Origin of the sequence: Deinococcus apachensis DSM 19763 (assembly GCF_000381345.1) — a bacterium.
In the GTDB taxonomy this organism is placed as follows: domain Bacteria; phylum Deinococcota; class Deinococci; order Deinococcales; family Deinococcaceae; genus Deinococcus; species Deinococcus apachensis.
Genome location: NZ_KB906419.1, coordinates 28,888 through 40,085 on the forward strand (window position 1 = coordinate 28,888; position 11,198 = coordinate 40,085).

At 71.6% G+C, this 11,198-nt stretch carries 10 protein-coding genes and 1 rRNA gene; 7 read left to right on the forward strand and 4 right to left on the reverse strand.

The genetic code is table 11. The features are described 5' to 3' along the window. Nucleotides 1-177: 177 nt before the first annotated feature. The 3 genes from F784_RS0119880 to F784_RS0119890 form a co-directional block, all read right to left on the reverse strand. A complete protein-coding gene (locus F784_RS0119880) occupies nucleotides 178-1,878 on the reverse strand; it encodes a copper amine oxidase (RefSeq protein ID WP_019588475.1) in 1,701 nt (566 codons plus the stop codon). 170 nt (nucleotides 1,879-2,048) lie between these two features. Continuing rightward, a complete protein-coding gene (locus F784_RS0119885; RefSeq protein ID WP_019588476.1) occupies nucleotides 2,049-4,157 on the reverse strand; it encodes a hypothetical protein in 2,109 nt (702 codons plus the stop codon). Next, nucleotides 4,154-4,720 carry a glycerol-3-phosphate acyltransferase gene (locus F784_RS0119890; RefSeq protein ID WP_019588477.1) on the reverse strand — a complete coding sequence of 189 codons (567 nt, stop codon included), beginning with the start codon at nucleotides 4,718-4,720 and terminating at the stop codon, nucleotides 4,154-4,156. Before F784_RS0119890 ends, F784_RS0119885 begins: the two co-directional genes overlap by 4 nt. 115 nt (nucleotides 4,721-4,835) lie before the next feature. Between F784_RS0119890 and F784_RS0119895 the strand changes: the two genes are divergently transcribed. From F784_RS0119895 to F784_RS0119925, 7 genes are all read left to right on the forward strand, one after another. After that, nucleotides 4,836-5,588 (forward strand): HesA/MoeB/ThiF family protein, encoded by a 753-nt coding sequence (locus tag F784_RS0119895; RefSeq protein WP_019588478.1) that lies wholly within the window; start codon nucleotides 4,836-4,838, stop codon nucleotides 5,586-5,588. Between the two features lie 146 nt (nucleotides 5,589-5,734). Then, nucleotides 5,735-6,079, forward strand: a complete 345-nt coding sequence (locus tag F784_RS0119900) for an HU family DNA-binding protein (RefSeq protein WP_019588479.1) — start codon at nucleotides 5,735-5,737, stop codon at nucleotides 6,077-6,079. 116 nt (nucleotides 6,080-6,195) lie between these two features. Next, nucleotides 6,196-7,098 carry an ABC transporter substrate-binding protein gene (locus tag F784_RS0119905; RefSeq protein ID WP_026332609.1) on the forward strand — a complete coding sequence of 301 codons (903 nt, stop codon included), beginning with the start codon at nucleotides 6,196-6,198 and terminating at the stop codon, nucleotides 7,096-7,098. A gap of 115 nt (nucleotides 7,099-7,213) precedes the next feature. Continuing rightward, nucleotides 7,214-8,320 (forward strand): ABC transporter permease, encoded by a 1,107-nt coding sequence (locus tag F784_RS0119910; protein ID WP_019588481.1) that lies wholly within the window; start codon nucleotides 7,214-7,216, stop codon nucleotides 8,318-8,320. After that, the gene (locus tag F784_RS0119915; RefSeq protein ID WP_019588482.1) at nucleotides 8,317-9,249 is read left to right on the forward strand and encodes an ABC transporter ATP-binding protein; all 933 of its coding nucleotides are present in this window, start codon (nucleotides 8,317-8,319) and stop codon (nucleotides 9,247-9,249) included. Before F784_RS0119910 ends, F784_RS0119915 begins: the two co-directional genes overlap by 4 nt. Beyond that, nucleotides 9,246-9,995 (forward strand): ABC transporter permease, encoded by a 750-nt coding sequence (locus F784_RS0119920; RefSeq protein ID WP_019588483.1) that lies wholly within the window; start codon nucleotides 9,246-9,248, stop codon nucleotides 9,993-9,995. The genes F784_RS0119915 and F784_RS0119920 overlap by 4 nt, the downstream gene beginning before the upstream one ends. 293 nt (nucleotides 9,996-10,288) lie before the next feature. After that, nucleotides 10,289-10,792 (forward strand): CarD family transcriptional regulator, encoded by a 504-nt coding sequence (locus F784_RS0119925; RefSeq protein ID WP_157465401.1) that lies wholly within the window; start codon nucleotides 10,289-10,291, stop codon nucleotides 10,790-10,792. Between the two features lie 123 nt (nucleotides 10,793-10,915). Here the strand turns inward: F784_RS0119925 and F784_RS0119930 are convergent. Further along, nucleotides 10,916-11,198 (reverse strand): 16S ribosomal RNA (locus tag F784_RS0119930); the annotation flags it as partial.

Sequence of the window (11,198 nt, forward strand, 5' to 3'; positions counted from 1 at the left end):
ACAGTGCGCGTAGAAAGAAGCGGCCACGGGCGAAATGGGCGAGCCCTCGCCTAGCGCAGCGCCACTCCCCCCTACCCCTGGAGGGGCAGGGGGTGGGGCAAACCGAAGCAAGACGCCCTGCCCCTCAGCTCATCCCCGGCACGTCTCCATCACGCCCCCCTGCTGAGAACCCGGCCCTCAGGGCTGATACGTCTTCCGCACCCCCCCGAAGCCGGGCTGCGGCCGGGTGGGATAAAAGATCAGGCTGATGGGCAGACTGCTGCCACTGGCGGGCACGAAGTCAATGTCCAAGCGGTCCGACTGCGAGCGCCACAGCAGCACGGGCTGGTCGGGCGTGAGCGCATTGCCGCTGCGGGGCAGCTTGATCGTCTGCGAGATCGGGCCGTCCTCTATGTTCATGGCGCCCCGGTACAGGCCGCCGCGCGGGCTGAAGGCGACGGCGGTTCCGCCCGCCCCGTACACCTGGAGGTCGTACAGGACGCCGTAGTTGCCCAGCAGCCGCTGGGGGCGGCCCGTCAGCCGGTCCACGCCGTCCAGGGCCGGGTCCACCCGTCCGTCCCCGATGATCAGCCGGGCGGGAAGCGCGGCGAGGTTCACGCGCAGGGAGCGCACGGCGTTGGGAAAGGTGCCCCGCTGGTGCCGCCCGTCGGGCTGGAGGTAGGGGAGCTGCTGCACGACCTGCGCGGTGGCGGGCAGGCCCTCCTCCAATATCACGAAGGTGAGTTCCACCCGGCCCGAGGCGGTCAGGTCCTGCATCACGTTCACGCCGGTCCCGGGGTTCAGGGTGGGGCTGGCGTACACGGCCGCGCTCTGCCCGGGCGCGAGGTTCAGGACGTGGCCGCCCGCGCTGGCGAAGTAATCGAGCAGGGTGACCTGCCCCAGCAGCCCCTCGATGCGGGTGGGCGCCGTCTCGCCCAGCCGCTCGGTGCGGACCTCGACCGCCCGGTTCTCGATGTTGCGGGCCAGGATGTACATGCGGGCGGGCCGCCCCAGCGCGTTGAGGTGGTAGGCGAGCAGCCGCGCCTGCACGGACACGGTGTCCTGATACAGCACGCCGCTCTGGGTGGGGGCCTCGGGGCTGTCACTGAAGAGCAGCGGGTAGCTCAGGCCGGGCACGGGCAGGGCGGTTACGGCGGGATAGCCGGAGACCAGCGGGTCGGCGAAGCGGTCGCCGGGCTCGGCGTACTTCAGGGCGTAGCTCAGCGGAGTATCGACCGGCGCGCCCTGCACCTGAATCGTGCGGCTGTAGGGCACACTCTGGAGACCGCGGCTGTTCGTCACCTGGAGGGTGATCGTGTACGTGCCCGGCTGGAAGTACACCTCCTGCCGCCCCGTCCACTTGCGGCTCACGATGTCGGCGCCGTCGGGGTCGAAGGGGTAGTCGGTGAAGATCACCCGCTCGCCGGGCGCGTACACCGTCTTGTCGGTGGAGAAGCGGGCCTGCGGGGCGAGGGGATTGCCGCCCTCCCGCAGCGCGGTGAGGGTGATGGTGCGCCCACTCGTGTCTACGCTGAGGTTGGCCCCCAGCGCGTCGGCGAGGAGCCGGACGGCGACATACACAGCGGTGTCGACCGTGGCGACGTTCCCCCCCGGCTGGGGCACGCCTCCCAGCGTGGCGGTGCCCGCGGCCGGGTCCACCGTCAGGCGCCCGAAACCCATCTGCCCGCCCGTCTCCGTCAGCGTCTGGCCCAGCAGCGCGGCGGTCTCGCGCAGGGGCAGCATGAGGCGCCCGTCGACCAGCCGTGGCGGCGCGAGGTACTGCACGGGCTGACCGTTCAGCGAGGCGGCGGTCTGGTCCGTCGAGACCGTGAGCTGCACCGCCCCCAGCGCGGCGGCGGGGGCAGCCCCCAGCCCGAGCGCCAGGGCGGCGAGCAACATGCGGCCAGACGCGAAAAGACTTCGTATGCGGGGGGCGCGGGGGAGATTGGAGGGAAGGTGAGGCACCGGCATCCGGGGAAGTATGCGGGCCGAAGCTGACCCTTGTCTGCCCAGTTTCGTCCCGGAGCGTCGTCTCTCAAGGAAGGATGATGGTCGAGGTGGTCCTTCCCTCAGGCGGACGCCTGCTCCCGGCGCCGCCGACGGGCGTAACGCAGCTCGGCGGCGATGAACGCGGCGGTATTGAGCAGGTAGGTGGCCGCGAGCAGCGTCAGCAGGAGGCCGCGGATGCCCGGCTGCACCAGCCCCTCTGGCAGGGGGAAGCGGATCAGCCCCGCCAGCGAGGCGAGCCCGGCGAGCGCCGCGCCCCAGGCGAGCAGCAGCACGCCGCCCCAGGCCCCCTCCAGCAGGGAGCTGCCCGGCAGCAGCAGTGCGGCCAGGCGGTAGATGGCGGGACGGCCCTGCCCGCCCGCCCCCGCCGGGCGCGGGACGAGCAACGCGAGGGTCAGCCCCGCCAGTCCCGCCAGGGCCAACAGGAAGGCCCACCCCAGCCGCACGCCCTGGCCCAGCTCCGGACTGAGGGCACCCAGCGGGTCGCGCAGGTCGCGGCCCAACGTCACGCTGAGGTCGCCCTGCACGGCGCGGGTCAGGCTGCGGTCGTCGGGGTAGCACAGCCGGGGCTCCCCGGGGCGGTAGGCCCGCTGGAACAGGGTGCCCGGCGTGCCGGGGCTCAGGCCGAGGTTGTATGCGGCGGCGGCAAGGTCGGGCCGGTCGGCCAGCGCGGCGCGGTAGAGTTCGCGCGCCTGGGGGAGGTCCCCGCGCGTCTGGGCGATCACGCCGAGATTGTTCAGCGCGCAGGGGTCGCCCGGGGCCCGGGTGTAACGGTCGCGGGCGGCGCCGTCGTCCCCGTCGAGCTGGGCGCCCAGCCCGGCGAGCAGCGCCGCATCGGGGGTCGGCCGCAGGCCCAGGTCGTCGAGGCGGGCCGCGTACCAGCCCCCGCCGTACGTGCCGAGGTTCAGCGCCGGGGCCTGGAGGCGGGCGGCGGTGCCGTTCGCCCACTGCCACCCCGCCACACCCGTCAGGAGTCCGGCCGCCAGCGCCACGAGGACCAGCCGCTCCCCGAAGGGCGCGTACAGTACGGCCACCCGCCGCGCCCGCGCGAGGGGATGACGTGCCCAGGAGGCCCAGCGGCCCCCCAGAAGGCGCAGGTCCTCCCCCTGCACCGGCCACGCCCGCAGTGTCAGGGCGAGCAGGGCCGCCCCCAGCGCGAGCAGCAGTGCCAGCGTCACGAGCCGCAGCACGTCCCGCACCTCCCGGGGCGCGTCCGGCCCCAGGTTGTAGAGGGTCCCGGCCCGCAGCCCCCGCGAAAACTGCCGCCACTCCTCCGCCTCGCCGCCGCGGCCCTGGGCATCGAGCAAATCCGCGTAGCGCGCGTACAGGCCCGGGCCGCCCTCGAAGCGGGGGTGCAGGTCACGCAGGTAGCGCATCCAGACCTCGGCCCGCCCCAGGCGTCCCTGGTCGAGCAGCGTCCCCACGTAGCCGCTGGGATTCCCATAGGCAAAGAGGGCCTGACGGCTCACCCGGATTTCCGGGTCGTAGCCCCGGGCGGCGGCGTCCCGGCGGGCCCGGTCGAGGGCGAGGTCGGCGGCGGCGGGAAACCCGGCGGCGTCCAGCCCTGCCGCGAGCTGCACCCAGGCGGGAAAGGGCAGCTCGGCCCCCAGGCTGCGCCGCACCGCGTCCAGGGTGGCGTAGCGGTCCCCCCGCCGCGCCGCCTGCCCCGCCTCCCCCAGCGCCAGGAAGGGATTGAGGGGATCCTCGCGGGCCGCCCGCGCCAGGTCCTCGGGCGGCACCAGGCGGGCGGCGCGGGCCAGCCAGCCCGTCACCTCGGGGTCGGGGGGAAAGACCACCCGTTCCAGCACGTCGCCCCCTCCCCCCGGGTCCCCCAGCGTGAAGCGCTCGACGTACCCGTCCCCCTGGGTGGAGACGCGCAGGGTCCCGCCCGTCGAGTCCAGCGACGTGACCGGCGCGGGCAGGGCGTAGCGGGCGCGCAGCTTGCCGTCCTCCCCCAGTGCGTCCACCACCGGGCCGACGCCCAGGAACACCACATCCCCCAGCGTCACCGGGCCGATCAGGTCGCCCAGCGCCGCCGGGTAGGTCCGCGCCCAGCGCAAGGTGGGGCCGTCCTCGAAGCGCAGGGTGCGGTCCACGAGCACCGCGTCCGCCCCCGCCGCGCCGCCAAGGAACAGGCTGCCCAGCAGGGTGAGGAACAGGGCGCGCCTCATGCGGTCCGCTTCTCCACCCGCAGCAGGTGCAGGGCGCGCACCGCCATCGCCACGCCCCCTGCCAGCAGGTCGGGCAGGCCGCCGAAGCGCAGCGCGAGCAGCACACCGAGCGGAACGGCCACCGCCGTGGCGAAGGGAACGGCGTTGAGCCCCAGCCTCGCCTGGAGGGTGCCTTTGTACAGCGGGATCAGCGCCAGCCCGGCGGCGAGCATTCCGCCCAGCGTGACCGGCGCAACCACCAGCAGCGCCCCCATCAGCGGCGCGATTCCACCCCCGCCCGCCAAGCGGAAGAACAGTGGGTAGCAGTGCCCCAGCACCACGGCCAGCGTGGCGGGCCAGGTCAGGTCCGGTGTCAGCCAGCGGGCGAGCAGCGCGGCGGCCACGCCCTTGGCAACGTCGAAGGCCGTCACGCCCAGCGCCGCGGCCAGGCCGTGCTGCCGGTACGTGCCGCTGCCGCCCGGCAGGTCGCGGTCGCGGATATCCGCCCCGAGCGAGCGCGAGTACAGCACGCCCGCCACCAGGGAGCCGAGCAGATACGAGACGAGGACGACCACGGCGAGCATTCGGCGCATTCTAGAGCGCGGGACAAGCCCCGGCGGGACGGGTTGGCCCAGCCCCACCCTGGCTTCTGTTTCCCGGACGCCCCTGATCACCAGTCCTGCCCTCTAAACTCGCCCCATGACGCCCACCTCCCCCCCCCGGCCCACCCTCTCGCGGGAAGAACTGCGGCGCTACTCACGGCAACTGCTCGTGCCCGAGTGGCAGGAGGCGGGCGCGCAGGAGCGGCTGCGGGTGGCGACGGTCCTGGTGGTGGGCGCGGGTGGGCTGGGTGGGCCGGTGATCCTGCAACTCGCCGGGGCCGGGGTGGGGCGGCTGGTGATCTCGGACGGCGATGCGGTGGACCTCAGCAACCTGCACCGCCAGACCCTGTACAGCTTGGCGGACGTGGGGCGGCGCAAGGCCGAGGTGGCGGCGGCGCGGGCGCAGGCCCTCAATCCCCGGGTGGAGGTGGAGGTAGCCCCAGCGCTGGACGCGGGCAACGCCGACATGCTCGTTTCTGGCGCGGACCTCGTGGTGGACGCCACGGACAACTTCGCGGCACGCTACGGGATCGCGGACGCCTGCCGACACCTGGGCCGCGAGTGGGTGTGGGGGGCAGCGAGCGGCACGGCGGGGATGGTCAGCGTGTTCGGCCCCGCCCTCGGTCTGCGCGACGTGTTCCCCGACCCCGGGGAGGCCGAATCCTGCGACGAGGCGGGCGTGCTGGGACCGCTGCCGAACATCGTGGGGAGCATGATGGCCCTGGAGGTTCTTAAGGTGCTGGGGGGGGTCGGGGATACGCTGCGGGGGCGACTGTGGACCCTCGACGCGCTGGACGGGCGGGTCCGGGTGCTTCACCTGCGCGGTGCCGTTCCTTCCGGGCGGGGCTGACCCGCCTCTCTTGTCTCCCGGGGATAGCGCAACTGCCTAGAAAAGTGGGCGCGGGGCAGGGTTTCTGGCTTGCTCTGTGTCAAACGTATGTTACTGTGCATTTGAGCCAACAATTCCGCTCAAATTCATTCGACGGAGGACCCCCCATGGCACGAACCCGCCAGACCGCCGCCCGTGAAGACAGCGAGACCCAGGCCCCCGCCGCCGGGGAGCGCGGCAAGATCTCCAAGACGCAGATCATCGAGCAGGTCGTGGGCCGCACCAGCCTGAACCGCAAGCAGGCGAGCGCGGCGGTCGCCTGCATGGTCGAGACGGTCGCGGACGCCCTGCGCTCCGGCCGCAGCGTGGGGCTGCCCGGGCTGGGAACCCTCAGCATCACGCAGACTGCCGGGCGTCAGGGCGTGCGCCCCGGCACCAGCGAGCGCATTCAGATTCCCCCCGGGAAAAAGATTCGCTTCAAGGCAGCGACCACCCTCCGGGGCAACCTCTAGCCCCTCAGGCTTATCGGCGGGCCGCTCCACGCGGGGTGACCCGCCCCCTTACAGTTCAGCTTTGTGACCTGTCCTACCCGTGGGAAGGCGGGAAGGGGATTAGGTTGGGGCTCATCATGAAGACCATTCTCTGGCTCTCGCTGGCTGCCCTGCTGGGCAATGCCGCGGCCAAGCCCATCGTGGTGGGCAGCAAACTCGACCCCGAGGCGCAGATTCTGGGACAGATGATCGTGTTGACGCTGCGAAATGCCGGGCTAGAGGTGACCGACCGCACCAACCTGGGCGACACCGGCGTGAACCGCAAGGCGATCCTGGCGGGCGAGATCGACGTGTATCCCGAGTACACCGGGAATGCGGTGTACCTCTTCCCGAAAGCCAAGATCAGCGCTGGGGAGGCGGGGAACCCCGGCAAGATCTACGGGTACGCCCGGCAGCTCGACCTGAAAAACGGCATCACCTGGCTCCGGCCCGCCAACGTGAACAACACCTGGGTGATCGCGGTGCCGCAGGCCCTCGCCACGCAGAACAAGCTGGGCTCGGTCACCGACCTCGCGCGGTATCTCAAGGCTGGGGGGAAGTTCAAGATCGCGGGCAGCCCCGAATTCTTCAACCGGCCCGACACCATGCCCGCCTTCGAGGCGGCCTACGGCTTCAAGCTGCGGCCCGACCAGAAGCTGGTGCTGGCGGGCGCCACCCCTCCCCAGACGCAGCAGGCGGCGGCGAACGGCACGAACGGGGTCAACGCCGCGATGGCCTACGGCACCGACGGCACGCTGGCGGCGCTGAAACTCGTGGCGCTGAAAGACCCGAAGGGCGCGCAGGCCGTGTATCAGCCCGCGCCGATCATCCGCACTGCCGTCCTGAAGGCGAACCCGCAGATTGAGGCGCTGCTGAACAAGACCTTCGCCACCCTCACCCAGACAACCCTCCAGGGCCTGAACGCGCAGGTCGCGCTGGAGGGCCGCACGGCGCAGGACGTGGCGCGGGACTACCTGAAGGGCAAGGGGCTGATCAAGTGAGCGCGGGCTTTTTCCCGCTCTGGGACAAGCCGGAACCGTGAGCATCTCGGGATGGCGAGGGGCGGGGGCCGGGTCGGCTTCCGCCCCCTCCCCTGTCGTGGGCGGTACGGGGAGTGTGTTCCTGCTCGCGGCCCTGCCCCTGCTGGCGGGCGCGCTCCTGCCCTGGGTGCTGCTGCGGCCCAACCGCCTCGCTCCGGGCGAGTACCTGCGGCTGCCGTCCCTGCTGGCGGGAACTGGGCTGCTGCTGGCGGTGCTCCCCCTCCTCACCGCCCGCCTCGTGCCGCGCCTGACGTGGTTGGCAGCATCACTTGCGGTCGTGATGGGCGTGTGGGCGCTCGGGGAGCAGACTCGGGCGGCGCTCACGGGTCAGCTCCCCTTCGCGCGGGCGAGCGCGGCGAGCGGCGCGTGGCTGTTCCTGCTGGGGGCGGCGATCGCCGCCCGGGGAGCTGGGTTGCTGGGTCGCCGCCAGCGCTGGCTCTCGTGGGCCTGGCTGCCCCCGGTCGCCGCGCTCGTCCTCGCCGGGCACCTGAACGCCTGGTCCGTCCTCGTCGAGGGGAGGAACGAGGGGCCGCGTTGGACGCAGGAACTCGCGCAGCACCTGCGGCTGGTGGGGGAAGCCCTGGGCGCGGCGCTCCTGATCGGTGCCCCACTCGCGGTCTGGGCCGCGGGCCGTGAGCGGGTGGCAGCCGGGGTTCTGGGCGTCGCCAACGGCATCCAGACGCTGCCAAGCCTCGCGCTGCTGGGCCTGCTGATCGCGCCGCTGTCGGCCCTGGCAAACGCCCTTCCAACCCTGCGCGCCCTGGGCGTCAGCGGCATCGGCGTGGCCCCGGCCCTCACCGCGATGACGCTGTATGCCCTGCTCCCGATTCTCCGCAACGGCGTGGTAGCGCTGCGGGGGGTGCCGCCCGGCCCGGTGGACGCCGCCCGGGGCATGGGAATGACCTCAACACAACTGTTCTGGCGGGTGCGCCTGCCGCTGGCCCTGCCGGTGTGGCTCAGCGGGGTCCGGCAAGCGGCCGTGCTCCTCGTCGGGGTGGCCTCGGTGGCAGCCCTGATTGGGGCCGGGGGGCTGGGCACCTACATCTTCAAGGGCCTCCAGAGCGCCGCCGCCGACCTGATCCTGCTCGGCGCGGTCCCCGCCGCCCTGCTCGCCCTGGGGCTCGACGCCGCCCTGCGCGGGCTGGAGACGCTGCTGGGCCGCTGGCTGGGGAGGGCCGGATGATCGAACTTCAGGGACTTGAAAAGCGGTATGGGGACAGCTACGCCGTGCGTCATCTGAACCTCGTCTTCCCGGAGGGCGAACTCACGGCGCTGCTGGGGCCGTCGGGCTGCGGCAAGACCACCACGCTGCGGATGATCAACCGCCTGGTCGAGCCGAGTGGGGGCCGCGTCCTGCTGGGGGGGCGCGACACCCGTGAGCTGCGCCCCGAGGAGCTGCGGCGGGGCATCGGGTACGTCATCCAGCAGGTCGGGCTCTTCCCACACCTGACCGTCGCGGGGAATGTGGGGACCGTGCCCGAGTTGCTGGGCTGGGACCGCCGCCGCACCGCCCGCCGGGTGGACGAGCTGCTGGACCTCGTGGGACTGGACCCCGAACAGTACCGGGCCAAGAAACCCGCCCAGCTCTCGGGCGGGCAGGCGCAGCGCGTCGGGGTGGCGCGGGCGCTCGCCGCCGACCCGCCCGTCCTCCTCATGGACGAGCCCTTCGGGGCGCTCGACCCCCTGGCGCGGGACCGCCTCCAGACGGCTTTTCGCGCCATCCAACAGCAACTCAACAAGACGGTCGTGCTCGTCACCCACGACATCGACGAGGCGCTGCGGCTGGGGGACCGGGTCGCGCTGATGAACGCGGGCACCCTGGCCCAGTTCGGCCCGCCGGACGAGCTGATCCACCGGCCCGCCAGCCCCTTCGTGAGCCAGTTTCTGGGCGAGGATGCGGCGCTGCGCCAGCTCGCGGGCCGCACCGCCGCCGAGTTCGCGCGCCCGGGTGACCCCTCCGGCCTCCAGACCGTCGAGGACACGCTCGACGCCCGCCGCGCCCTGGGCGTCCTGCTGCGCGAGGGTACGGACGCCCTGGCGGTGACGCGGGGGAACGAGGTGCTCGGCGTGCTGCGCTGGGAGGACCTGCGGACCCCGGAGATGCAGCGGTGACCACCTTGCCCACCCGCCGCCGTTCCCGTCCCCTCCCCTGGGGCGCCGTCCTGTGGCCGAGCCTGCTGGTCCTTTGCCTGCTGCCCGGTGTGCTGCCCAGGTTGGTGCAGCCGCTCTCGCCCGGCGAACCGCTGACCTTCGATCCCCCGCTGTGGCAGCTCACGCTGACGCATCTCGGGCTGGTGCTGCTCGCCACGGGGGTCGTGCTGCTGCTTGGCCTGCCGCTGGCCGTGGCCGTCACGCGCCCGGGGCGGGAGGCGCTGCGTGACCTGACCGAGACGCTCGTCGGTCTGGGGCAGACCGTTCCCACCCTCGCCATCCTCGCGCTGGCCGTGCCCGCCCTGGGCTTCGGCTGGGCACCCACCCTGCTCGGGCTTATCCTGTACGGCCTCGTCCCGGTCGTCAGCAACGGGGTGGCTGGTCTGCTCGCTGTGGACCGCGATCTGCTCGACGCGGCGCGGGGCATGGGCATGACCCCGGGTCAACGGCTGCAGCGGGTCGAGTTGCCGCTCGCCCTGCCCGTGCTGCTCGCCGGGGTCCGCACCAGCACGGTGTACAACGTGGGAACGGCGACGGTCGGGGCGGCGTTGGGCGCCGGGGGCCTGGGCAGCCCGATCATCAACGGCCTCTCCGAGCAGAACACAGGGCTGGTCCTCGTCGGGGCAGTGCTGGCCGCGCTGCTCGCCCTGAGCCTTGACGCCCTGTTGGGCCTAGTCGCCCCGCGGGAACAGCCCTTCCCTGGGTAAAGGGCAACGCTCCCGTTTCGACCTCAATTGTGATGTAATGCTCACAAAAGGCTGTTAAGGTGAGAATCATGCGGAATGGGCGTTTTCTCCACGGCTTCCCCACCGCACTGACCCTCCCAACCTGCTCTGCCCCCTCCTGACCATGTTCCGGCCCAGCCCCGTGCTGGGCCGCTGCCTTGCGGAGGGGAGGGGGACGAGGAGGCCCGGCCCACGTTGAGCGTGGGGCAGCATTCGGTGGTTTCAGGCCGTTGCGGCGCGGCTGACCACTCCGCCTTTCAACAGAGGTGACCACGGTGAGCAGAGCAACCTTTCGCACGGGTGATCGCGTCGTCCTTCCCCCCTACGGCATCGGGGTGGTCAGCGGCACCTGTCAGCGGCCCGTCGCCGGGGAGACCCAGTCTTACTATCAGGTGGACTTTCCCAACACCTCCAGCCGCGCCTTTGTTCCGGTCAGTGCCCCCCAGGGCACTGGCCTGAGGGCCGCCTTGACCACCGGTGACATGCCGTATCTGCTGAGTCGCCTGCAAGTCAGCCAGGAACTTAACCTGCCCCGGCAGTGGGGCGCCCGGCACCGCCGCGTCACCGAGATTCTGGTTAGTGGCGATCCCTACGAACTCGCTACCCTGACTTGCGAACTGCGGCGTTGGAATATGGAGCGCGGTCTCCCCGACCTTGACCGTCAGGCCTTTCGCCGGGCCATTCACCTGCTCGAGCAGGAAGTGTGCGGGTTGGAAGATCAATGCGCGCAGGACGTGCAGCAGCTTCTGGATCATGCCTGGAAGGAGACGCCGCAGTAAGAGAGCAGGCCCCACTCTGGTGTAATCCAGAGTGGGGCCTTCAGTCTCAAACGCACACCCCCCGCTGGAGGGCAGGGGGTGAAGGGAAGGGCAGGGGGGAAGAGGGAGATGCGGAGCGAGTAGAAAGGAGGTGATCCAACCGCACCTTCCGGTACAGTTACCTTGTTACGACTTCACCCCAGTCATGAACCACAGCCTAGACACCTGCCTTTCAGCTCCCGGTGGTTTCAGCTGCAATGCACTCCCATGGTGTGACGGGCGGTGTGTACAAGGCCCGGGAACGTATTCACCGCGGTATGCTGACCCGCGATTACTAGCGATTCCACCTTCACGGAGTCGAGTTGCAGACTCCGATCTGAACTGGGACCAGTTTTCAGCGATTGGCGCACTCTTGCGAGTTGGCGGC

What these genes read in the sequence shown, in the direction of transcription:
- F784_RS0119880 (WP_019588475.1), bottom strand. Translation starts at nt 1,878, where the DNA reads ATGTTGCTCGCCGCCCTGGCGCTCGGGCTGGGGGCTGCCCCCGCCGCC.
- F784_RS0119885 (WP_019588476.1), bottom strand. Translation starts at nt 4,157, where the DNA reads ATGAGGCGCGCCCTGTTCCTCACCCTGCTGGGCAGCCTGTTCCTTGGC.
- F784_RS0119890 (WP_019588477.1), bottom strand. Translation starts at nt 4,720, where the DNA reads ATGCTCGCCGTGGTCGTCCTCGTCTCGTATCTGCTCGGCTCCCTGGTG.
- F784_RS0119895 (WP_019588478.1), top strand. Translation starts at nt 4,836, where the DNA reads ATGACGCCCACCTCCCCCCCCCGGCCCACCCTCTCGCGGGAAGAACTG.
- F784_RS0119900 (WP_019588479.1), top strand. Translation starts at nt 5,735, where the DNA reads ATGGCACGAACCCGCCAGACCGCCGCCCGTGAAGACAGCGAGACCCAG.
- F784_RS0119905 (WP_026332609.1), top strand. Translation starts at nt 6,196, where the DNA reads ATGAAGACCATTCTCTGGCTCTCGCTGGCTGCCCTGCTGGGCAATGCC.
- F784_RS0119915 (WP_019588482.1), top strand. Translation starts at nt 8,317, where the DNA reads ATGATCGAACTTCAGGGACTTGAAAAGCGGTATGGGGACAGCTACGCC.